The 21,767-nt window shown below is 52.7% G+C and carries 20 protein-coding genes; 14 read left to right on the forward strand and 6 right to left on the reverse strand.

Annotated features, from left to right (window positions below; all coding sequences use genetic code 11):
• Nucleotides 1–16: 16 nt before the first annotated feature.
• On the reverse strand, nt 17–757 hold the full coding sequence (locus tag EHT25_RS02540) for a LytR/AlgR family response regulator transcription factor (RefSeq protein ID WP_185731261.1): 741 nt from the start codon (nt 755–757) through the stop codon (nt 17–19).
• Nucleotides 735–3,854 carry a sensor histidine kinase gene (locus tag EHT25_RS02545; protein ID WP_124870169.1) on the reverse strand — a complete coding sequence of 1,040 codons (3,120 nt, stop codon included), beginning with the start codon at nt 3,852–3,854 and terminating at the stop codon, nt 735–737. The genes EHT25_RS02540 and EHT25_RS02545 overlap by 23 nt, the downstream gene beginning before the upstream one ends.
• 266 nt (nt 3,855–4,120) lie before the next feature.
• Between EHT25_RS02545 and EHT25_RS02550 the strand changes: the two genes are divergently transcribed.
• From EHT25_RS02550 to EHT25_RS02595, 10 genes are all read left to right on the forward strand, one after another.
• Nucleotides 4,121–4,729: a cupin domain-containing protein gene (locus tag EHT25_RS02550; RefSeq protein WP_124870172.1), complete on the forward strand. Its 609-nt coding sequence runs from the start codon at nt 4,121–4,123 to the stop codon at nt 4,727–4,729.
• A gap of 57 nt (nt 4,730–4,786) precedes the next feature.
• Nucleotides 4,787–5,083, forward strand: a complete 297-nt coding sequence (locus EHT25_RS02555; RefSeq protein WP_124870175.1) for a hypothetical protein — start codon at nt 4,787–4,789, stop codon at nt 5,081–5,083.
• 36 nt (nt 5,084–5,119) lie between these two features.
• Nucleotides 5,120–5,647, forward strand: a complete 528-nt coding sequence (locus tag EHT25_RS02560) for a hypothetical protein (protein WP_124870178.1) — start codon at nt 5,120–5,122, stop codon at nt 5,645–5,647.
• 10 nt (nt 5,648–5,657) lie between these two features.
• Nucleotides 5,658–6,344, forward strand: a complete 687-nt coding sequence (locus EHT25_RS02565; RefSeq protein ID WP_124870194.1) for a hypothetical protein — start codon at nt 5,658–5,660, stop codon at nt 6,342–6,344.
• Nucleotides 6,345–6,356: 12 nt separating this feature from the next.
• Nucleotides 6,357–8,576 carry a VWD domain-containing protein gene (locus EHT25_RS02570; protein WP_124870197.1) on the forward strand — a complete coding sequence of 740 codons (2,220 nt, stop codon included), beginning with the start codon at nt 6,357–6,359 and terminating at the stop codon, nt 8,574–8,576.
• 126 nt (nt 8,577–8,702) lie between these two features.
• The gene (locus tag EHT25_RS02575) at nt 8,703–9,947 is read left to right on the forward strand and encodes an RNA polymerase sigma factor (protein WP_229311410.1); all 1,245 of its coding nucleotides are present in this window, start codon (nt 8,703–8,705) and stop codon (nt 9,945–9,947) included.
• Between the two features lie 143 nt (nt 9,948–10,090).
• Nucleotides 10,091–11,833, forward strand: coding sequence for a GMC oxidoreductase (locus EHT25_RS02580; RefSeq protein ID WP_124870200.1), 1,743 nt, complete (start codon nt 10,091–10,093; stop codon nt 11,831–11,833).
• A 109-nt stretch (nt 11,834–11,942) separates the two neighbouring features.
• Nucleotides 11,943–12,569, forward strand: a complete 627-nt coding sequence (locus EHT25_RS02585) for a gluconate 2-dehydrogenase subunit 3 family protein (protein WP_124870203.1) — start codon at nt 11,943–11,945, stop codon at nt 12,567–12,569.
• A gap of 89 nt (nt 12,570–12,658) precedes the next feature.
• Nucleotides 12,659–13,750 carry a Gfo/Idh/MocA family protein gene (locus EHT25_RS02590; RefSeq protein ID WP_124870206.1) on the forward strand — a complete coding sequence of 364 codons (1,092 nt, stop codon included), beginning with the start codon at nt 12,659–12,661 and terminating at the stop codon, nt 13,748–13,750.
• Between the two features lie 16 nt (nt 13,751–13,766).
• A complete protein-coding gene (locus EHT25_RS02595; protein WP_124870209.1) occupies nt 13,767–14,951 on the forward strand; it encodes a T9SS type B sorting domain-containing protein in 1,185 nt (394 codons plus the stop codon).
• On the opposite strand, the gene EHT25_RS02600 is transcribed toward EHT25_RS02595, so the two are convergent.
• The 4 genes from EHT25_RS02600 to EHT25_RS02615 all read right to left on the reverse strand — a co-directional run bounded on the left by EHT25_RS02600 (nt 14,940) and on the right by EHT25_RS02615 (nt 17,965).
• The gene (locus tag EHT25_RS02600; protein WP_124870212.1) at nt 14,940–15,512 is read right to left on the reverse strand and encodes a pyridoxamine 5'-phosphate oxidase family protein; all 573 of its coding nucleotides are present in this window, start codon (nt 15,510–15,512) and stop codon (nt 14,940–14,942) included. The two genes, EHT25_RS02595 and EHT25_RS02600, sit on opposite strands and share 12 nt — an antisense overlap.
• Before the next feature lie 13 nt (nt 15,513–15,525).
• Nucleotides 15,526–15,753, reverse strand: a complete 228-nt coding sequence (locus EHT25_RS02605; RefSeq protein WP_124870215.1) for a hypothetical protein — start codon at nt 15,751–15,753, stop codon at nt 15,526–15,528.
• A 43-nt stretch (nt 15,754–15,796) separates the two neighbouring features.
• Entirely contained in the window at nt 15,797–17,755 is a 1,959-nt protein-coding gene (locus tag EHT25_RS02610) for a tetratricopeptide repeat protein (protein WP_124870218.1), read from the reverse strand.
• A gap of 93 nt (nt 17,756–17,848) precedes the next feature.
• Nucleotides 17,849–17,965 carry a 30S ribosomal protein THX gene (locus tag EHT25_RS02615; RefSeq protein ID WP_124870221.1) on the reverse strand — a complete coding sequence of 39 codons (117 nt, stop codon included), beginning with the start codon at nt 17,963–17,965 and terminating at the stop codon, nt 17,849–17,851.
• A 205-nt stretch (nt 17,966–18,170) separates the two neighbouring features.
• Here EHT25_RS02615 and EHT25_RS02620 point away from each other — a divergent pair, with 205 nt between their 5' ends.
• The 4 genes from EHT25_RS02620 to EHT25_RS02635 all read left to right on the forward strand — a co-directional run bounded on the left by EHT25_RS02620 (nt 18,171) and on the right by EHT25_RS02635 (nt 21,766).
• A complete protein-coding gene (locus EHT25_RS02620; protein ID WP_124870225.1) occupies nt 18,171–18,962 on the forward strand; it encodes an SRPBCC family protein in 792 nt (263 codons plus the stop codon).
• A 143-nt stretch (nt 18,963–19,105) separates the two neighbouring features.
• Entirely contained in the window at nt 19,106–19,933 is an 828-nt protein-coding gene (locus EHT25_RS02625; protein WP_124870228.1) for a sterol desaturase family protein, read from the forward strand.
• A gap of 61 nt (nt 19,934–19,994) precedes the next feature.
• Complete coding sequence (locus EHT25_RS02630; protein ID WP_124870232.1) at nt 19,995–20,789, forward strand: SDR family NAD(P)-dependent oxidoreductase; 795 nt, start codon at nt 19,995–19,997, stop codon at nt 20,787–20,789.
• Complete coding sequence (locus EHT25_RS02635) at nt 20,786–21,766, forward strand: NAD-dependent epimerase/dehydratase family protein (protein WP_124870235.1); 981 nt, start codon at nt 20,786–20,788, stop codon at nt 21,764–21,766. The genes EHT25_RS02630 and EHT25_RS02635 overlap by 4 nt, the downstream gene beginning before the upstream one ends.
• The last annotated feature ends 1 nt before the right edge of the window (nt 21,767 follow it).

The following is a 21,767-nucleotide window of genomic DNA, read 5'->3' on the forward strand; positions in this document are numbered from 1 at the left end:
ATTAGGACTAGAAAGGTTAACCGGGTTTGGAGAAAAACGTCTGGCGGACCCGGCGGGACATCCGAATGGCCGAGCCGCTGGTGAGCTGAACGGTTCCGTCCCGATCGATTTTCTCAACGAACAACATGTTGACGAGGTGGGATTTATGCACCCGCACGAAATCGTGTTCTTTCAACATGATCTCGAATTCCTTGAGCGTTTTGGACGCACAAAACCGGCGGTTGTTGGTCAGGTAAAAGAAGGTATAGTTGTTGTCGGCTTCACAGCGGATAATATCCGCAATGGTCAGTAAATGAACACCTTCCGTTGTTGGGATTGGTAATTTGTGCTGGCTTGGATTCGGCGTTTTGAGGTTGTGGACCAGGTTCCTGATCAGAACACCCGGCGAAATGGATTGCGGCTGACGACGCAGAAACTTGTCGAACGCAATCCGGAGTTCGTCGATGTCGATCGGTTTGAGCAGGTAATCCAGCGCACTGACTTTGATGGCCTGCAAGGCAAACTGGTGATAGGCCGTCGTGAAAATCACTTCAAAATCCCAACTGTCGACGGCATTCAGCACATCAAAACCGTTCAGAACCGGCATTTCCACATCCAGAAAAAGAAGGTGGGGGTGGAACGATTTAATCAGGGTGATTCCTTGTTGCGGACTGTTTGCGGTTCGGAAATCGGTGATTTCGGGCAGGTATTTCTGCACCAGAATTTCCAGCACGTGACAGGCGCGGGGCTCGTCGTCAATGACCAGGGCGCGATACATGGGAGGGCGGAAAAAGTGGATTGGAGCGGACCGCAATCTGGGTGATAATCGGCAATTGGACGCGAACACGGGTTCCGGCGGGTTGCCCGTCGGCATCGACGAGGTCTTCGATTTCCAGGGTTCCGTGTCCGTGACCCGCCGGTTCGAGCAGTTGCAAGCGTTCGGTCACGAGCGCCAGTCCACGAGTGGTTCGGGCGACAAGTTTCTGGGCCGAGAGGCCGGCCGCCCGCTGCCGTCCAACGCCATTGTCTTCGATCAGGCAGGTCAGTGTCTGACTATCAGATTGTTGGATGAATAATCGAAGTTGACGCGAACCGGTTTGGTGGATAAGTCCGTGCCAGATTGCATTTTCGACCAGCGGTTGCAGCAGGAGCGACGGAATTTGCGAGTTGGAGGCTTCAACGCCGGGATCAACATCGATGGAATAATGGAGGGGTTGATCGAACCGCATGGATTCAAGTTCGAGATACAGCCGAATCAGGTCCAGTTCGTGCTGGAGCGCATGAAAATTCCGGGCCGATTCTTCGAGCACCAACCGCAATAAACGCGAAAATTTAGACAAATACCGGTAAGCGGTTTCGGTATTATCGGCCAGAATGCACTCCTGAATCGAATTGAGGCAGTTGAAAATGAAATGCGGATTCATCTGGGCGCGAATGGCGCGGGTTTCCAGTTCGGCGATCAGTTGCGCCAGGCGGTTTTTTTCCACCTCCCGTTTTTTGATCTGCTTTTCCCGGTACCGGATAAATCCCCAGATACTAAGAATCAGGCCCAACAGGGCGAGACCGATGAACCAGCTCTGTTGCCAGAACGGCGGCAAAATTTCAAATGAAAACGTGACGGGTCGACTCCAGGCGCCGTTGTCCGACGCTCCCACCAGCCGGAAGGTATACGAGCCGGGTTTCAAACCGGAATAGGTTACCGATCGATCATTTCCTGAACTCGTACGCCAGCTTTCCCCGCTGCCGTCGAGCCGAAACCGGTAGCGGTTGAACGACGGATTGGTTAAACTGGGCAGGGCAAATGCAAACGTCAACGCGTTTCGGGAAGGGGGTAACTGGCAACCAACCGGCAGGCCGGTTCGGACGTCTTTTGAGGCCGCATACTGGAAAATATCTCCTTTTTCTTCCCGCAACCGGACTTGCGAAATTAATACGGAAGGAGGTTTCGGTTGGCGTTCGAGTTGCTTCATCGAAAACCGCAGGAGTCCTTCTGAACTGCTGATCCATAGCGTGTCGGTCGGGTATTCGAACAATCGCGGATTCTGGAAGGATTCGCCGAAAAAACCGTCCCTATAATCAAAATTGCGGATTTGAGGAGCCGCCGTTTCGGGGATCAGGCAGCTTAAGGCCGTTGAACCGCCCGCCCAGATCCGGCCTTTGTGGTCGATCAGGACGTCATTGAATGTATTGGAAGGCAATCCGTCGCGCGTGGTGTACTGACGCAGGAGTTGAAAGCGGTTTTGCTGAAAACGGCCGAATAACAAACCTTGTCCTTCCGTTGCCAGCCAGGCGTTACCGCGCCGGTCGAGGGCAATTTTGCGAATGGATCGAACCGTTACCGGTCCAATGGTGATGCGGTGATTGTGAAATTTCCCGGCCCGGAACGATACCAAACCATAGTCGCTGGCGAGCCAGAGCGTGTGGTCGGGGGTTTCAATGCCGGTATAAAAAATCGTGAATTTATAGCGATTGGTCACGTGTTCATAAAACCGCAGGCGGTAGGGGCGGGTAGGCTCAGCATCGGGCAGAATCTGGGTAATACCGATATCGCCAACAGCCCACAGATTTCCGGATCGGTCCGGAAAAATGTCGTTAAATCCCTCATCGCCAAGTCCATCGGCGGGCGTATATTTTCGAATACGCCGGTTAGTCATTGAAAATAATCCCTGGTAGGTAGTGCTTAACCAGAGCGTTCCGCGCCGATCCTGCCGAATTCCGTTGATGCCCGCAATCGAAGTCAGGTCGTTGCCAAGTTTCCGAAGGTGATCACCGTCCCGAACGAACAACCGGCCGTGGGGAGCCCCCATCACCAATTGACCATTATAGCGGCCGAATCCGGTGATTTCATTGCCGCCGACCAGCTTCGGGAGTTTTAGCCGGTCAAACTGCGACGGTCGAATTTTGAGCAGGCCTTCGTTGGTGGCAATCCAGAAAATGCCTTCAAAGTCCAAAAGCATTTTGTAAAAAGTGCCGCTGGTTTTCTGGTACAAATCCAGTAGCCGTTCCGGGGCCGCCCCGTCGGGTGTTTGCCGGTAAATACCGTAGGCGAGGTGCCAGAACTGCCCCTGCTGCCAGAATACATCACCGGGAGCCTGGTTCGGGAAGAGCCGTTCCTCTTTTCCGTTTCGCAGCCGGATGACGCAAAACAGGTTCTGGGCGGTAAACAGCAGATCGTCGGCGGAACGGACGGCGAGGGACTGAATCTCCACCTTGGGTCCCGGACTTTGCCAGATTCGTTCCAGCGGCAAACCGGGTGTATACCGCAGGAGGTCGTATTTCCCGCCGATGTATAACCGCTGCTGTTCGTCAAAGGCCAGCGAAAAAACGCGCCGGTGGGAACGATTCGGAACCATTTTTTCGTATCCCGGCAACGCAACCGGCCGGATGTTGGCGGTGGGTTGAACGCTCACCGTCTGTAAATCTGGTGCCGTAAGTTGATAAACCCCACTGGCCGTCGCACACCAGAGGTTTTGCTGCTGATCGAACAGTAAGCTGTTCATGCGCACATAGTGGCCGGTTTGCAGACTGCGGATTGCGTGGGCGGTTCCGTGCCGAACCAGAAATAACCCATCTTCGGTACCCACCCACAACCGGCCGTTCCGATCCTCGACAATGGTATTGACCAGCCCCAGCCAGCGGCCTTCCGCCGACACACTAATGGTTTCAAAACCGTAGCCGTCATAGCGCACCAGACCGATGTCGGTGCCGAGCCAGAGAAAACCGCTGGAATCGCGAAAAATCGTATGAATATCCGACGTTGGCAGACCCTGCCGCAACCCGATGGTTTCGACCACAAATGACCCGCCGGTTTGCCCCGCACCTCGAATCGGCAACAGATTCATCAACAGACCGATACACACAAGGAGAATGCGCATGAGCAGGGAGAAGGCTTTCGGCCACAAGGTACGCCCGGAATTCTACGTTGTCAACGGCTGGCCGAACCGTTCCCTCAGGCGCTAAAACCGTTCCTTCATCCGATTGGATTTTCTCTGTCAGTGCGGTGACTTTTAGTCATCGATTGCAACAAATGGGTAACCGTCATGAACCAGATTCTATTCCCTGCGCTTGTACCGGTCGGTCAGCGGATTAGCAGGGCGTTGCGGTACGCCAGTAATCAGGCAGGTAAATAAGTAAAAATCATATGGAACGCCGAGATTTTCTTGCCGGGACCGTCGCAGCCAGTTTGTTTTCGCTCCCGCAACCGGTAGTCGCAGGAACCCGGATTGGGGACCTGCTGCCGTTTTATTTACCGCCGGCCACTGAGCCTTTGTTGCCCGGTTCACGCGGAATCGACATCCGAACCCGGGTGCGGCACCACCAGACCAATGGCCAGTTTTCGTGCGTCGAATTTGTGGTAGGCCCGAACGTAATGGGGCCGGCTCCCCACCTCCACGAAGCCCTTGACGAACTGATGTTTGTGCTGGAGGGCACCGTCAGTGTACTCGTGGGCGAGGAGGTGTTTCAGGTTCAGGCCGGTGGCTGGCATCTGCGGCCCAGGGGTATCGTCCATACGTTCTGGAATGCGACCGATCAGATCGCCCGCGCCATCGACATGTATTTTCAGCAACCGTTTGAAGAGTACCTGGAAGCGTCGTTCCACACACTCCCGAAAGAAGCCCAGGCGAAAGGGCTGTCGATGGATTCTCCCGAAATGCGGATCAAACACCGGCAACTGGCCGAAAAATTCGGGATGAAGGGATTTCCCGAAAAACGGCAGCCCCTGATTGAAAAATACGGTTTGAAAGGCTGAGCCGGGTTTTTGAGGTCGGAGAAATCACGCTGAGCGACTTCAACCTGAAACGTATCAATGACAAAGGGCCTAAAAATACTGCTGTTGCTGTTCATGCTGGCGGGCATTAGCTGGGGTGTTTATGAATGCCGGTTTTACCTCAGTTACCAACAGGATCTGGCCGAGCGGCCGTGGGCCTACAGCGAAGATAAAACCGCCAAACGGCTCGCCGGAAACTGGGCGGGCGAGTTTCGGGACCCCGATGGTGTGCATAAGAACCTTCATCTCGAAATTCTGGAGCCGGTTTCCAGTCAAACTTACGTACACCACCGAAACCGGTTCAATTGGTTCGAGCAGTGCCGAGCCCCGGTATGACAAAACCGCAACACTTCACCTTTCACGAACAAAACCATGAGAAAAATCCTGTCCTTTTACTTGCTGCTGGCCGTTTTTGTGATCAATTCGGGAGCAGGCTGCGGTGGCCGTACAACCGACGAGCCCGAGTCATCCGCGCAGGCGTTTCTTCGAATGAAAATCAACGGCAAAACCTGGGCAGCCACCGGCAAAATTTCGGGTGTTGCGGGAAAAGTGCCCGGAATTGCCACTCAGGGCATTATTTCTTTCAGTGGCGACTCGGGCAAAGATAACCTGACGGTCAATATTTACGGCACCACAAGCCCCGGCACCTACACCATTTTGCCACAGAACGCCAACAACAGTGTGGCGGCCTTATCGTTGAGCGATGGCTCTGTGAACGGCAATTACCTCAGCACCAAAGCGCCCGGCAGTAGCCTGACCGTCAAAGTCACCCAGGCCAGTGATACACGCGTGTCCGGAACGTTTAGCGGTACGCTGAACCTGGAATATGCGCTGGGCACCGGAACCGCCGGGCCAACGACGGTGACCATTACCGATGGGGAGTTTTCAACCATTGATTGACAAACCGGCCATGAAGACCGCATTGTGGATGGTTTTGGGACTGGTACTGGCCGTGTTGTCCTGCCAGCAAAAAGGAGACGATCCCAAACCGGAAAATCCGGTCATGGGTACGTATTGGTACGGTTTGATTTCGTATCCGGGCGAAACGATCAGCCGGGTGTTTTCGCTCCATTTTGACCAGGGAAGCGATTTTTACTGGCAGGACATCAGCGGCACCTACACCGGCAAATGGAAGTACGCCAACGATGAAGTGACCATTACGTTCAACACCAACGGGATTCAGACCACGTTTAAAATTCAGGACGGAAATCAGATGGTGAGTTATAAGAACCTGAATCACAGTGCCTGGACGATCCGGCAGTTCAACAAAATTGAAGACGAAATTTTGTTGAAAGAAGGTCCAAAACTGCCCCAAACGAATTGGAAGGGAAGTTTAATTTTATCCTTCGATTTCGATAAACCGGGATGGGTATTCTATAAACCCGGCACCACGTATCACACTGGTCGGGCCGAATCCTATGCCGCGTCAGGCGTTGGGCTATGGATTGAAAAATCGTTCTGGGATGCCTCCCACGACGTGCAGTTTTACGGGGTTTTTCTGAACGGGAAAACCCTGATCGGTAATTTTCAATACCGCCCGTTTGGTACAAAGGATTATACAACCCTGACCAGTGATCAATTCCTCAAGACTCCTTAAAACCGCCCGAAAATGAATCAATATGTGAAGCGATTAGGCGGATTGCGGTCAATCCCGGCGACTTTGCTGGTCGGCCTGTTGCTGCTTCCTCAGGGCTGTAAGCAGAAAGGAAGCGATCCGACCGAACCGTCTTCCACCGGCCCGGTCGAAATCCGGTACCACCAGCTCCTCATTGAATGTACCGAAGCGGCCAGTAAAAACAAGGGTGTTGCCATTCTCGATTTCCGGTTCGACGTGTACGCGGACAAGCAGGTGGCCGGTTTTATGGCGGGGAAATACCTGGCGTTTCAAACCACCGGTTTTGATGCCATTGATGCCGCCATTCAAACCGCTAACGCCGACATCGCGGCCAAAACCGCCGAGGTGAAAGCGGCTGCGACGATGACCGATTTCATGGTGAGCCGCCTGACAAAAGTGGCCAGCTTCGGCAGTATGAAGAACAACTTAACCGACAATGCCATCTGGGGTATTCTGGCGAACGAAGCGACAACGATCGCCAAACTGCACCGGAAACCGTCGGGTGTTGATCTGGGGGAAATGCTGGCGGCATTGCTGGCAGCCCCGGCCCAGGCCCAGGTTCTGGGGCAAAACGGGAATGGAGCCACCACGTATCATAACGGCTACGTCAACAGTGCACCCCCGCAATCGGGCTCGTTACCCGAATACCGGATGAAGAACAACGCGCCCGAACTTCAAATGCCCACCACGGCCGCCCCGGTTCAACGCGATTCGCGCGGGGAAACACCCGCCGAGCGCGCAGCCCGGGAAGAAGCCGCCCGGCAAGCCGCCCAGGCCGGCCGCACCAACCGCGGGCCGCGCGATCTTTCGGATGCGTTCAACGGTATTTTTGACCGATTGGGGGACAAAGGAGCGGCCGCAGCCGCTGCATTGGGCCGGGCAATGGGCGATCCTCACGTCCGGACGCACGACGGTTTCAGTTATCCCTTTCAAACCGTGGGTGAATTTATTGCCACCAAAGGCGAAAACCTTGAGGTGCAATCGCGGCAGGAAGATGCCTACAAGACCAACGGAGCCACGGTTACGACCGGGGTGGCCGCCCGTCTGGGAGCCGATGAAATCTGTTTTCTGGTGAATCCGGCGGCATTGGCGGCCCCGCGCCTGTTCGTCAATCAAAAAGAAACCGCACTTGCTTCCCTGGCGCAGGTGTCGCTGGCGACGGGAAACCGGCTTCAGCTGGTCGCAAACGAAAAGCTGGTGTTTACCAATGCGCAGGGCGAAGGCGTTACGATTTACTGGAATACGCCCTACCTGGATTACGCGATCTCGTTGAACACCAGCCGCAAAGGAAACGTGAGCGGTTTGATGGGCAATTACGATGAAGATCCCAAAAATGACCTGAAGCTGGCGAACGGTACCCTCGTTACTTACACCTTTCCGATTATCCACACCACTTTTGCCGATAGCTGGCGGATTACCAGCCAAAGCTCGTTGTTTGTGTACGATGCCGGTAAAAATACGGATTCGTACCAGGATCGGGCGTTTCCCAAAACCTTTCCGGTGGTCGATCCCGAGAAATTAAAATGGGCCGAAACGGTTTGCCAGGCCGCTGGAGTCACCCGTCAGCCGGAATTGGGGCAATGCATTTTCGATGTTGGAATTACGGGCGACGAACGGCTGACCCGTTCGTCGTTGTTGGCGCAAAAGGAATTTCCGGCCAGCCCGGACGTCGCGGTTTTTTCCGGTCTCAAGCTGGATCTGAAAGAAGGGCAGTCGAACGACCCGCAAACCCGCAATTTGCTGGACCTGGACAATGGCACGCTCTACAAATTTGCCGATGGAGCTTCGGTTGCCTTCGACATCGATGTGATTTTCGATTATTATTCAGGACCCTGGTTTGCGGGTCCGCGCGCCGTTAAAAACTGTGGCGTTTCGTGCGGAGCCTACACCATCTGGCCCCTGATCGATCAGCAGAAATGGCCGTTTTTCGCCAGTACATTTTTGCGATATACCACCATCCCGGCCGGTGACTGGAATACGTTCAGCACGGCGGCAGATTTACGCAGGACCTGGACGTTCGATGCGGGAGCCGATGAAAAAACGGAGCTGGTGCAGCCATTGACCAATCTGACGACTTCTACCCCGCAGACGCAGTATTTATGGTCGTTCAGAACCCAACAGGGCAAAAAAGGCCTGATCCGGTTTACGCAGGGACAAGTCAATAAAACCGCCGGAACTGCTACGTTTACGTTTGACGTGAAAATTGAACGGTAACTGCTTGCGCGGTTTTCAAACTGCGGGACCGATTCCTTGCAAAACCGCCCGGCCTCGCGTAGATTTCGGCAGAAAGCCCGGCGGAACTTTTGAACCCTACGGCGGGCTGGATGACCCGTAAATTCCGTGTCCCAATCCGATTCCAGTCAACTTGTTGCGCATCTTTTCCGGCACGAAGCGGGCCGTATGGTTTCCGTACTGGCGTCGATGCTGGGTTTCGACCGGATCGAACTGGCGGAGGACATTGTGCAGGATGCGATGGTGCAGGCCCTGCGGAGCTGGCCGTTTCAGGGTATACCGGAAAATCCGTCGGCCTGGCTCTACCGGGTTGCCAAAAACAAGGCGCTGGATGTGGTTAGGCGCGAAAAGCTCTTTCGGCAAATCAGTGGCGAGTTCCTTCTGGAGGGTCAGGAAGAAGAACGGGTAGAGCGGTTTTTTTTCGAAGATGAAATCAAAGACAGTCAGTTACGCATGTTGTTTGCCTGCTGTCATCCGTCGCTGCCGTTTGAGTCGCAGGTGGCAATGTGCCTGAAAATTCTGTGCGGCCTGAATGTGCGGGAAATTGCCAACGCCTTTCTGACCAGTGAAGAAACCACCAGCAAACGGATTTACCGGGCTAAAGAAAAGATTCGCGCGGGCGACATTCGGCTGGAAGTGCCAACGGGGCCACGGTTACCCATCCGGTTGAATGCGGTTTTAAAAAGCATTTACCTGCTGTTCAACGAAGGCTACAATTCGTCGCACCCCAACACGCTGATCCGGCAGGATTTGTGCGAGGAGGCCATGCGATTGGCATTGTTGCTAACGCAAAACGACCAGACTGGAAAACCGTCCGTTCACGCCTTGCTGGCACTGATGTGTTTTCAGGTAGCCCGTTTCGACGCCCGTACGGATACCAACGGCGAAATCATTTTGGTGAAAGATCAGGACCGGACCAAATGGAATCGGCCGTTGATTGCGCAGGGAAAACAGGAGCTGGTAAAATCGTCGGAAGGCAACGCATTGACGGAATATCACCTCGAAGCCCTCATTGCAATGCAGCATTGCATCGCGCCATCGTACGAAGCGACCAGTTGGGCCGACATTCTCTGGTATTACGATTTGCTTTTTGAGCGGAAACCCACTTCGATCGTTGCGTTGAATCGGGCGGTGGCGCTGGCCGAAGTTGACGGTCCGTCAAAAGCACTCGAAGCGGTTTTGAAAATCACCGGGCTGGACGGGAATCAATACTATCACGCCATTCTGGGCGACCTATATACGCAGATCCGGAACAGCGACCAGGCCCGTCAACACTATACGCAGGCCATTCGACTGACCACATCCGAGGCTGAAAAGCGATTACTTCAGAAAAAAAACGAACAGCTTCCGTAGTCTTCCTCATTGGCTTAGAAGTAATTACTAAAGAGATTATTTGCTTTTCGGTTAAAAAAATGGATATTTAACCCATTCAGTATTACTTTTAGCAGCTTATTTACGTAAACATTACAGTGACCTACTCACTAAACCAAAATTCAATGGATGTTCCACAAATAAAAAAGGCAGCGAAAGTTTACGACGTTGTCATTGTTGGCTCAGGAGCCGGGGGCGGGATGGCCGCTTACCAACTTTCTAAAGCGGGAGCCACAGTTGCCCTGCTGGAAGCTGGTGGCTATTTTGATCCGGCTGACCCTAAGTATATTAACCAGCTGAAATGGCCGTATGAATCGCCCCGTCGTGGTGCCGGAACAACCCGCGCGTTTGGTGATTTCGATGCTGCCTGGGGTGGTTGGGAAATTGAAGGTGAACCGTATTCCGCCGTAAAAGGCACCGAGTTTCACTGGTTCCGTTCGCGGATGCTCGGTGGCAGAACAAACCACTGGGGCCGTATTTCGTTGCGGATGGGTCCGGATGATTTCAAACGGAGAAGCTTAACGGGAATTGGGGAAGACTGGCCACTCGGCTATGAGGATTTTGCCCCTTATTACGACAAAGTTGACGATTTGATTGGGGTTTTTGGCTCCAAGGAAGGTCTGCGGGACGCTCCGGATGGCCGGTTTTTGCCGCCACCGAAAATGCGTCTTCACGAAATGATGATCAAGAAGGCCGGGAAGAGCATTGGCGTACCGGTTATCCCGTCGCGTCTGTCGATCCTGACCAAGCCCATTCATGATCGGGGCGGTTGTTTCTACTGTTCGCAGTGTGGCCGGGCCTGTCAGGCTTATGCCGACTTCTCTTCGTCGTCGGTATTGTGTATTCCCGCCGTAAAAACCGGTCGGGTTACGCTGATCAACGGTGCCATGTGCCGGGAAGTATTGACCGATGCCAAAACCGGTCTGGCAAACGGCGTATCCTACGTTGATGTCCCCACCATGACGGAACAGTCGGTGATGGGCAAAGTAGTCGTTCTGGCGGCCAGTACCTGCGAAACCGCCCGATTGCTGCTCAATTCCAAGTCGGCCCGTTTTGCCAATGGTCTGGCCAATTCCAGCGGTGTGGTTGGTAAATACCTCAACGATTCGACGGGTGCGTCGCGCGGAGCGTTTATTCCGGCGCTGATGGATCGCAAACGCTACAACGAAGACGGCGTGGGCGGTGCGCACGTATACTCGCCCTGGTGGCTCGATAATAAAAAACTGGATTTCCCACGCGGTTACCACATCGAATACGGTGGCGGTATGGGAATGCCGATGTACGGGTTTGGTTTCGGGATGGAAGGGCGTAACAGCCTCGTGCCGGGTCGCGATGGCAAACCGAAAGAAGCGGGTGGCTACGGTGCCAGCCTGAAAGACGACTTCCGCCGGTTCTACGGGGCGAACATCGGGATGGCCGGTCGTGGTGAACCCGTTCCGCTGGAAAGCAACTACTGCGAAATTGACCCGAACACGGTTGATAAATACGGGATTCCAACCCTGCGTTTCAACTACAAATGGGCCGACGCCGAAATCAAACAGGCGAAGCACATGCAGGATACGTTCGAGGAAATCATCCACGCGATGGGCGGTATTCCGCTGGGTAAAAAACCGGGTCCGGAAAGCAACTACGGTCTGGAAGCCCCCGGTAAAATTATCCACGAAATTGGAACGGCGCGGATGGGTAACGACCCGAAAAACTCGGTGCTGAACAAATATTCACAGGCACACGACGTGAAAAACCTGTTCATCGTGGATGCCGCGGCTTTCCCGTCGCAAGGCGATAAAAACGTTACCTGGACGATCCTGGCCAACTCCTGGCGGACTTCCGACTACATCATCGATCAGGTAAAACAGAAGAATATCTAAACCTCTGCTTAACTCCTTTTTCTCCGCTCAACTCTGCGAAACAATTTTTAAAGCTGTTTCGCAGAGTTAAGCAGAGAAAATAAGAGGTAAGCGGAGAAAATCTTAGACCATGAAACGCAGAGATTCTCTCAAAGCCATAACCTTGAGTAGCCTTGGATTTGCCGGGATGAACCCGCAGATTGCCGCTGCCGAGTCGATTACCCCGCCCGATGTCAAACCGTTGAAAGTTCCGGGTGGTCGGCAGAAGTTTGAAGCAGAACGGGACGCCAAACTGAATGCGGACAAGTTTTTTACTCCCCACGAGCTGAAAACCGTCACGATTCTGGGCGACATCATCATTCCGGCCGATGCCAAATCCGGCAGCGCTTCACAGGCCGGAACCCCGGCATTCATCGAGTTCATGATGAAAGACCAACCCCAGTGGCAGACGCCAATCCGCGGTGGTTTGCGGTGGCTCGACAATGTATGCATGAAGCGGTTCGACAAGAAATTTGCCGATTGCCTAAAAGCCCAGCAAATCGAAATCATCGACGAAATCGCCTACCCGGGAAAAGCAAAACCGGAAATGTCGCAAGGCGTGGCGTTTTTCAATTCGATGCGCGGACTGGTTGCAACCGGTTTTTTCACCAGCCAGATGGGCATCAAAGACCTCGGCTACGTCGGGAACACGCCCAACCAGTGGGAAGGCGTTCCCGCCGATGTGTTGAAGCAATACAATCTGAGTTACGACGAGTAAACGAATTAACAATTAATAATGAACAATTAATAATGAAAGGCTGACGATCACGTTCATTTTTCATTGTTAATTGTTCATTTACAACGATTATGGGTTCTCGACGTTATTTTCTGCAACAATCCGGTTTGATCGCGTCTTCGCTGGCTTTTTCGCCGTTGGCGATTGCTCAGTCACAGAAAAAAGAGCGGCTGGGCGTTGCGCTGGTTGGGCTGGGCTATTACAGCACGGATTTGGTGGCTCCGGCCTTGCAGCTGACCAAGAATTGTTATCTGGCCGGAATCGTCACCGGCACGCCCGCCAAAGCCGAAACCTGGATGAAGAAGTACAACATTCCCGAAAAGAATGTGTACAACTACGGGAATTTCGACAAAATTGCCAATAATCCGGACATTGACGTCGTCTACGTGGTGTTGCCGCCGTCGATGCACCGTGAGTATGTGGTGCGGGCGGCCAAGGCCGGCAAACATGTCTGGGTGGAAAAACCGATGGCCATCACGGAGAAAGAATGCCAGGCGATGATCGATGCCTGTAAGCAGAACAAGCGGCTGCTGGCCGTTGGCTATCGGCTTAAGCATGAGCCCAATACGCAGGAGTATATCAAGTTTTTGCGGGAAGGCAGAATTGGAAAAATCAAAATGGTGAGCTGTTCAGCGGGGTATTACGACGCGCGGACGAATCACTGGAAGCAGAAAAAAGAACTGGGTGGGGGCGTAATGTACGACATGGGCGTTTACGTGTTGCAGGGCGCACGGCTGGCAACCGGCGAAGAACCCATTTCGCTGACGGCCCAGCAATATACCACCCGGCCGGATGTATACAAGGACGGTTTGGACGAGACGACGATGGCCCAATTGGTGTTTCCGAGCGGGGCACGGGCGGCTGTACAAACCAGCTTTGGCATGAACATGAATTTTCTCCACGTCACGGGCGAAAAAGGGTTTCTGAAAATGGAACCGTATTCGGCCTACAATGGTCAGAACGGCGAAGCGACGGGCGGAGTCAAAATTCAGCATCCGTATGACGTACCCCGGCAACAGGCTATGCAAATGGACGACGATGCCAATGCGATCATGAACAACAAACCCTTGATTGCTCCCGGCGAAGAAGGATTGCGCGATATTCGGATTGTGGAAGCGATTTACCGGGCGGCAAAATCCGGTCAATCCGTGAAGTTGACTTAATGTAACCTCCTGATCGATGAATCTCGCAAAAGCCGTAAAGCATTTTTCCGGGATTTCATGCGTAACCTTTCTTATTTTCCTATCGCTGACCGGTTGGGGTCAGGATCTGTGTAATCTGACGTCCACGCAGTTTACCGGGTCTTTCCAGGTTAACATCAGTGTGGGCTGTCTTCCGCTGAAAATCAAGGCGGCCAGTAGTTTAACGAATGTTAAAAATGTTCGTTACGTCTATGATTATCAGGGAGGAGCCGTAAAAGACGCTGATTTTACGTCTGATTCGGTTCATATCTACCAGAAACCGGGCTTATTCCGGATCCTTCAATTTTCGGAACAGGATAATCGCCAGCTTCGGGCTTGTGTCGTCATTCAGGTTTACGACACGATTCAGCCCCAAATTGTGCTGGAGCCTTGCCTGACCCGCGTTCTGCTTAAAATACCCAAAGCCTCTGACTATCAATATGATTTCTACACGGTAACCTGGGGAGATGGTACTTACGAACAACTGGACGGAAAAAACCCGGTGGGCGTTCATACGTTTCCCGATGACAGCCAGCGCCAGATTGAAGTAAAAGGCGTGCATCTGTACGGATACTGTGGCGGTACGACGCGGGTGACTTTCAAGCCGAATACCCAACCAATCGCTCCTTCCATCGACCGACTCCGCGCGGTCAGCGCCAATTCCATTGACCTGACGATTCGAAATCCCGGCGGGAATCGCTTCTGGATTGAACAGCGGCCACCGGGGGGCACTTACGTGCGAACATCGCCTTATTCGGACGCCCTAACGTCGACCATTGCCGTCGAAGCCGATACCACGCAGGCGATTTGCTTCCGCCTGGTTCTGGCCGACACCTGCCTGCAAACGGCTCCCATATCCGATGTGTGTTTTGACCCCCAAAAACCGCTTGACCCGACACCGGTGCCGGATTCTACGGTGTTCATGCCCGACGCTTTCAGCCCCAACGCCGACGGCATCAACGACCGGTTCCAGCTTCAGGGGTTACTTTCCGGTACGGCCCAACTGACGGTTTACAACCGGTGGGGAGAGGTTGTTTTTCGGACGGACGATGCCATTACGGGTTGGGATGGCCGCCAGAGGGACCAGTCTCTGCCGCCCGGAACGTATTCTTATTTGCTGGATATGGCAAAGCCGGATGGCGTGCGGCTGCAAAAAAGAGGAGCGGTGGTCTTAGTGAGATAGGCTATTCTCTTTGCGCAAACCCAGATCGGTGGGTAACCCATCGAGACTCGTCAGGTTTTTCTCGACGATGTAATCCTGTAGTCCTTCTTCGCCCTTTTTTTCGGCCCAATCGAAGTGAATGTCGCGCTCACCGGTGTATTCAAACAGCGGAACACCAAAACCGCAGGAGGTCTGAACCAGATCAATTTCGGCAATAATGAGTTGACGGGTACTCGGATAAATTGTGAAGTGGGGAGCAAATGTTGTCCAATCTTCCGTTCCCGGCAAAACCGTACGCCCTTTTCCGTATAACCGTAAAATGAGTGGAGCACCTGCAAAAGAGCAAAACATGAACGTGATGCGACCGTTTTCCAGCGTGTGCGCAGAGGTTTCATTACCGCTGCTGATCAGGTCCATGTAGCCCACCCGGTTTTCGGACAGCACCCGGAAGCAGTCCAGCCCTTTGGGCGATAAATTGACCCGACCTTCTGCACGTAGCGGAGCCGTGCTAACGAAGAATATATGCTGTTTTTTGATAAAAACCCGGTGCGGAGATTTGATGGCGTCGTGAAATTTGCCCATATAGATAATAAAATCAAGCGTTCAGATTTTTGAATACTTCGGCAACCGAAAACGCCATGTCGGGCAAAACGGGGGCGGCTTGAATCAGGTCGTCGTCGGTGCATATGGTTCCATTTTTGGGAGAAGTGTAAACCGAAACCGCCTTGATATCGGGAATGATCAAGTCGGTTTTGCTCATCGAAAGGCCGGCATGTTTCGGTAATTGCTTTTTTGCCTTATTCGGCACATCAATCGTTTCCATCGCTCGTTGAATCGTGTTGGTAAGTAAAGATACCAAAAAAAGACTATTGGGCCTGTTCCAGTTGCCGCAGGTTGTTCTTCGCTTCTTCGTAATCCGGCTTCAGCGCAACAGCCCGGCGGATGTCGGCAAGGGCTCCGGCGCGGTCGCCGAGGTAAAACCGGTCGACGCCCCGGTTGTGCAACGCGGTTGGATCGTTGGGTTTTACGCGCAGAAACCGGTCGTAATCCGCCAGCGATTCCTTGTATTGTTTGAGTTGCAGGTACGTGAAACCCCGGGCGGGCAAGACGGTGGTGTCCTTTCCGGGAACGAGTTGCAACGCCCGGTTAAAATCCCGAAGCGCTTCCGGAAACCGGTTAACTTTGTTGTAGGTCAGCCCGCGGTTGTAGTAAACATCGCTTTTGGTCGAATCCATTCGGATGGCCTGATCATACATTTCCAGTGCTTTCGGAAAATCATTCTTCAAACCGTACGCATTCCCCAGTCCTTCGAAACAGTGATAGCGGCTGCTGCCGTTCTGAACAGCCGCCTGAAACTGCTGCATGGCCTCGTCGATGCGGTTATTTTTTCCGTAATAATCGCCCAGCCCTTCGTGCATCTGGTCGTTTTCGGGATAGAATTGCAGGGCGTTCAGCCAGAGTGTTTCGGTGTTTTTCCAGACTCTAACCTGTCGGGCGGTCAGGTAAAAACACAAAACCGCAAAACCGCTCAGGCCCATAGTTGACAGCCGAAGCGCGGAGGCTGACTGACCGGTCAGCAGGTATAAACCATACACAATCAGGAAGATCAGCCCAAAGTAGGAGAGGTAGCTATATCGGTCGGCCATGATAGCAGCCCCGACGGTCATAAACTGCAATACCAGTAAAATGGTAATCAGGAAAAAGCCCATGCCAAAAACCAGAAGCCGTTGCCGTTCGGTTTTGGCGGTAACGAATTGCCAGACGGCAAAACCGGTCACCAGCAGGAAGACAATCGGCCCCAGCCAGTGTTGCGGCTCGATATTTTTGACGTTTTCGGGGTAGGGATAAAAAGCGGCCAGACGGAACGGAGCCACGAGTTTGACCAGGTACATCATAAAACCGTAACTCCCGTAAACGAACCAGCGCGCGGCAAATGGTTCCTGTCCAACGGCGTCTTTTTTCTCCGCAATCCGAGCCAGCCAGCCGTGAAAATCACCGCCAGCCTGAACATTGGTCGCCACCAGTCCAACCAGAACCGCTACCAGTAGAAAAGGTAATTTGGGGAGCAGCACCGCAGGCTTCAACAGGTTTTTAACGTCCTGATTCCCGGTTTCCCAGTAGTCGATCAGCAGCAAAACAAAGGGCAGCACAACCGCCATTGCTTTTGACAGGCAGGATAAAATAAACAATAGAAAGGTGACAGTCAACCAGCTGAATGCACCGGTTTTTCGATACCGCAGGTAGGTCAGGCAAGCAGACAAAAAGAAAAAAGTATAGAGCACGTCCTTGCGCTCCGAAACCCAGATGACTGATTCGACGTGCATCGGATGCAAGCCCCAAAGTGCAGCGACAAAAAGCCCCACCCACTGGTTTCGATGGCTTAACTGATAAGCAAAGAAGAAAACCAGAACCGTATTGAGCAGATGGAGGAGCGTATTGGTAACAATGAACGACGTGGCTCCGGGGCCAAAAAAAGCTGAATTGGCCGCCAGCGATGCCATCGTGAGCGGATGGAAATTCAAGGCGACTACCGACTTCAGGAGGGTTTGAACGTGGGCAGCAGTGGGTTCGAGAACGTACGGATTGCCAAATACATATTCCGAATCGTCCCAATCGACGAAGTCATTCTTAAAGCCCAGTGCATAAATGACAAAAATCGCCAGCAATGCCAGTCCGAGCCACAAATACATTGTATACCCCGGCCGTTCTGCCGACTTAGGGTTTGACTGAATGGGTTTTCCCGTTGCGGAAACCGGTTGTTCGGAATGCTGGGTGGTAAACGGCCGTTGAACGGATCGTTGCCTGGTGGATTTGTGTTTTGCCATACAAGAAAGATGTATTACAGGTAATCCACAAAAGACATACCATAAAAAAGCCCCGCCAGAGGAAATGCGGGGCTTTTTTATGGAAAGAGCGGTTTATTCTTTGACAACCTTCTCGACTTTCCCTTGTTGATCTTTCAATTTTGGACGTTTTACGCCGTAGGAACCGCGCCAGATTTTACCGCGCCTGGTTTTAACATCTCCTTTTCCCATGTTCAAGTAGTTAGTTACACAGTCTTAACAGACTCATTAAACCGATTAAAAATCAATAAGAAATCATAATTAATCATTTAATCGCAATAATCAAAGGTCGTAAGCGCTATTCTTCGTTTCTGAATTGTTGTTCCGCTACCTCATATTTCCAAACATCTGTCTGAAACGGCGGTTTACCGGTACAGGAATTAACGCAAAAAGAGTCATGACAACTAAGAACACACCGGTTTGGGACAAACCCGGAATCGGACAGCTGGAACCGGAAATCAGCGGCTCGAGCCGTATTAATGTAGGAGAAGAAGAGCGGGTTTGGTCGACCGTTGGCGGAGGGCTGCTGCTGACGTACGGCCTGAAAAGAGCTTCCATTGGCGGTATGTTGATTGCTGCAGTGGGGAGTTATCTGACGTATCGGGGCATGTCGGGCAACTGTCCCATCAGCGAGGCCATCGGGCGCAATACGGCGGACGGCGAAACGACGGCCATCAAACCGATCGAAATTTCGGTTAGTCAAATTGTGTATAAACCCCGGAATGAAGTGTATCAGTACTGGCGTCAACTGGAAAACCTGCCCCGGTTTATGTCACATCTGAAGGAAGTCCGTCAACTCGATTCGACGCACTCGCACTGGATTGCCCAGCTTTCGGACGGTGCCGTAGCCGAAGCCATTGGCGCGGTGGAGTGGGACGCGCAGATCATTCACGAGGTTCCGAACGAGCGACTGGTCTGGAAGTCGGTGGAAAACGCCCGGATCGATAACGCCGGCGAAGTTCAGTTTTCGGATTCGCCGGACGGTTTTGGTACGCAGATTCACGCGACGATTCAATACCGCCCGCCCGTCGGACATTTGGGCAATGCGGTTATGAAACTATTCAATTCAACGTTTACGCAACTGATCGAAAAAGACCTGCATCGGTTTAAAGAAGTCATGGAAACGGACGAATCGAAAGCAGTTCAGGGCTTACTTCCGGCCGCTTCATCCGAAACCGCACAGCTTTAATACAGTGAAGAATGAACAGTTCATCCTGAACTGGTAGTGGATCAGCTTTCATTGTTCATTGTGAATTGTTCATTTTTTTAAAAGAGAAGTAGGGGGAAAGCTGTCGATGAATGTCATTAGTCCGAACAGTAAACAACGAACTAATGGATTTGCAACAGCTGGAGCGGGAATTACTCCCCTTGACTGCCTATGCCGCCCCGGTGGTGTTGGGCTCCGTACTTCTGGAATTTTGGCTGACCCGTCACGATGAAGAACACCGGTACCAAAGCCGGGATTTCTGGTCGTCGGTCGGAATTGGCGCGGGCAGTTTGCTCATCAATGCCATTCTTAAAACCGGTGTTTTTGGAATGGCATTGTTTTTTTACCGAATCATTCCCTGGCGCATCGAAACGCAGTGGTGGACGTGGCTGATAGCCTATGCGCTGATCGATTTCTGCAATTATTTTGCGCACTTTATTGCCCACAAACAAAGGGTCTGGTGGGCAACACACGTGACGCATCACTCGTCCGAACACCTTAATTTCACGACGGCTTTCCGCAATTCGTGGACGCAACACCTCAAGCTGGTGTTCTTCATTCCGGCCTGGCTAACGGGCATTAATCCGGTGGTTATCCTGACCTGCTATCAGATTGACCTGCTGTATCAGTTCTGGATACACACGGAAATGATCTACAAATTGCCGCGCTGGTTTGAGTTTTTCTTCGTTACGCCCTCTCACCACCGGGTCCATCATGGCAGCAACGACCGGTATCTCGACAAAAATTTCGGCTCGTCGCTCATCATCTGGGACCGAATTTTCGGTACGTTCCAGGAAGAGGACGAACCCCCGGTATACGGCCTGACCAAACCGGTCGAATCTTTCAATCCGGTGTACCTGAACTTCCACGTCTGGGTCGATATTGGCCGGGATTTACGAAAAGCAAAATCCGTAAAGGAGGTTTGGTCCATTCTGTTTGGCCCCCCGGTTTAGCTCCCAAAGTCTGAGCATTCGAAGCCCGATACGAGTAACAACTCATTCTGTCTATAGTATCATGAAAAAGTACGTTTTGATTACCGGTGCCAGCGCCGGATTAGGGAAAGCCATGGCCATTGAACTGGCGCGGCAGGGCCATCATTTGATTCTGGTGTCGTTGCCCAACGAAAATCTAGGCGACCTCGCCCATCAGATTCGGATTTCCTGCAATGTTCAGGTGGCTTATTACGAAACTGATTTGTGCGAACGACCCAATATTGAAGCCTTGATTGCCTGGATTCAGACCTCGCAGCTCGCGGTTTTTTATTTAATCAACAATGCGGGAATTGGCGGTTCGCAGGCTTTTGAGCAGTCTGACACCGGCCACATCGAGCGGATTATTCAACTGAATATCATCGGAACGGCATTGCTGACCCGATTGCTGCTGCCTTTTTTGTTGAAATTTCCGCAATCCTATATCCTGAATGTATCGAGCATGGCGGCTTTTTCTCCGTTTCCGTATAAAACCGTCTATCCGGCATCCAAAGCATTTATTTACTCCTTTTCGCTGGGGCTGCGCGCCGAACTCCGGGCGTTTGGCGTCCAGGTGAGTGTGGTTCATCCCGGCCCGATGCCGCACACCCCCGAAAATCAGGCCCGGTTGCAAAAACACGGCCGCCTGGGTCGCATGCTGACGGTTCCGCTCGAATTCATTGCCCAAACCGCGCTTGAACGTGTTGAGCAGGGGCAGTCGGTTATCATTCCGGGCTGGACGAATAAGATGGGTTACTGGGTTTCGCGCTGGGTTCCGTGGTCGTGGCGCCGACCGTTGATGGTGTCGATGCTGCGGAAAGAAGTAACTCCAACGCTATGAAAGTGCTATTAACGGGTGCAACGGGTTTACTGGGCGTTCATCTGGCCGGAGAATTGCTGAATCAGGGATACGACGTAAGAGCCATGTACCGTTCGTTGCCGCATCAGTTCAACCAACTGCCGTGGTTCAGGGAAATCGATTGGATAAAGGCGGCCATTACAGAACCGGCTGATTGTGTGCGGGCAATGAAAGGGTGTCAGGCCGTGATTCACGCGGCTTCGCGCACGGAGCCGTATCCCACCCAACTGGCGGCTTATTACGAAGCCAATATTGCCGGTACGGATCACATTCTGGCGGCCGTTCGGCGCTGTGACGTTTCGCGCCTGGTTTACGTCAGTACCGCTTCGGTTTTCAGACCGGGAACGCTGGAAAATCCCGCGACAGAAGAAAGTCCCTACGCCTTTCACCTCATGAGTTCGGGCTACATCGCCAGTAAATACGAAGCCCAGCAACGGGTTTTATCGGCTGTTGATCAGGGTGTTAATGCCGTCATTGTCAATCCGGCGTTTATGTTGGGGCCTTATGATTTCAAACCGAGTTCGGGGGCAGTGATCAAGTACGCCATGAAAAACCGCTTGCTGTTTTACCCCGGTTCGGGCGGAAAAAGCTTCATCGATGTCCGCGATGCGGCCCGGGCCACGGTCAAGGCATTGCGTTTGGGACAACCCGGAGCGAGTTATTTGCTGGCGAACGAGCACTTACCTTATGAGCGGTTTTTCCAGATGCTGGCCCGCTTGTCCGGAAAAAGGAAGACGCTGGTTCCGATTCCCGCTCCCTTGATTCGAATGGCTGGAACGCTGAGTTCAGCGGGCGAATGGCTGTTTCGAAAACCGGTGCCACTCAACCGCATCAATGCGACTTTATTGACGCAGGACAATTACTATTCCGGCGAAAAAGCTAGAAGGGAGTTGAGGATGCCGGTTTCGCCCGTGAGTCGGGCTATTGAAGAGGCTATGGAATGGTTTGATAACCGTTAAA

The organism is Larkinella rosea (assembly GCF_003858635.1).
Lineage (GTDB): Bacteria > Bacteroidota > Bacteroidia > Cytophagales > Spirosomataceae > Larkinella > Larkinella rosea.

Excerpts from the sequence above, each read along its gene's own strand:
- EHT25_RS02540 (WP_185731261.1), bottom strand. The coding sequence starts at position 757 with ATGTATCGCGCCCTGGTCATTGACGACGAGCCCCGCGCCTGTCACGTG.
- EHT25_RS02610 (WP_124870218.1), bottom strand. The coding sequence starts at position 17,755 with ATGGCAAAACACAAATCCACCAGGCAACGATCCGTTCAACGGCCGTTT.
- EHT25_RS02560 (WP_124870178.1), top strand. The coding sequence starts at position 5,120 with ATGAGAAAAATCCTGTCCTTTTACTTGCTGCTGGCCGTTTTTGTGATC.
- EHT25_RS02625 (WP_124870228.1), top strand. The coding sequence starts at position 19,106 with ATGGATTTGCAACAGCTGGAGCGGGAATTACTCCCCTTGACTGCCTAT.
- EHT25_RS02590 (WP_124870206.1), top strand. The coding sequence starts at position 12,659 with ATGGGTTCTCGACGTTATTTTCTGCAACAATCCGGTTTGATCGCGTCT.
- EHT25_RS02580 (WP_124870200.1), top strand. The coding sequence starts at position 10,091 with ATGGATGTTCCACAAATAAAAAAGGCAGCGAAAGTTTACGACGTTGTC.
- EHT25_RS02635 (WP_124870235.1), top strand. The coding sequence starts at position 20,786 with ATGAAAGTGCTATTAACGGGTGCAACGGGTTTACTGGGCGTTCATCTG.
- EHT25_RS02570 (WP_124870197.1), top strand. The coding sequence starts at position 6,357 with ATGAATCAATATGTGAAGCGATTAGGCGGATTGCGGTCAATCCCGGCG.
- EHT25_RS02630 (WP_124870232.1), top strand. The coding sequence starts at position 19,995 with ATGAAAAAGTACGTTTTGATTACCGGTGCCAGCGCCGGATTAGGGAAA.
- EHT25_RS02615 (WP_124870221.1), bottom strand. The coding sequence starts at position 17,965 with ATGGGAAAAGGAGATGTTAAAACCAGGCGCGGTAAAATCTGGCGCGGT.
- EHT25_RS02545 (WP_124870169.1), bottom strand. The coding sequence starts at position 3,854 with ATGCGCATTCTCCTTGTGTGTATCGGTCTGTTGATGAATCTGTTGCCG.
- EHT25_RS02595 (WP_124870209.1), top strand. The coding sequence starts at position 13,767 with ATGAATCTCGCAAAAGCCGTAAAGCATTTTTCCGGGATTTCATGCGTA.
- EHT25_RS02555 (WP_124870175.1), top strand. The coding sequence starts at position 4,787 with ATGACAAAGGGCCTAAAAATACTGCTGTTGCTGTTCATGCTGGCGGGC.
- EHT25_RS02565 (WP_124870194.1), top strand. The coding sequence starts at position 5,658 with ATGAAGACCGCATTGTGGATGGTTTTGGGACTGGTACTGGCCGTGTTG.
- EHT25_RS02605 (WP_124870215.1), bottom strand. The coding sequence starts at position 15,753 with ATGGAAACGATTGATGTGCCGAATAAGGCAAAAAAGCAATTACCGAAA.
- EHT25_RS02620 (WP_124870225.1), top strand. The coding sequence starts at position 18,171 with ATGACAACTAAGAACACACCGGTTTGGGACAAACCCGGAATCGGACAG.
- EHT25_RS02585 (WP_124870203.1), top strand. The coding sequence starts at position 11,943 with ATGAAACGCAGAGATTCTCTCAAAGCCATAACCTTGAGTAGCCTTGGA.
- EHT25_RS02550 (WP_124870172.1), top strand. The coding sequence starts at position 4,121 with ATGGAACGCCGAGATTTTCTTGCCGGGACCGTCGCAGCCAGTTTGTTT.
- EHT25_RS02600 (WP_124870212.1), bottom strand. The coding sequence starts at position 15,512 with ATGGGCAAATTTCACGACGCCATCAAATCTCCGCACCGGGTTTTTATC.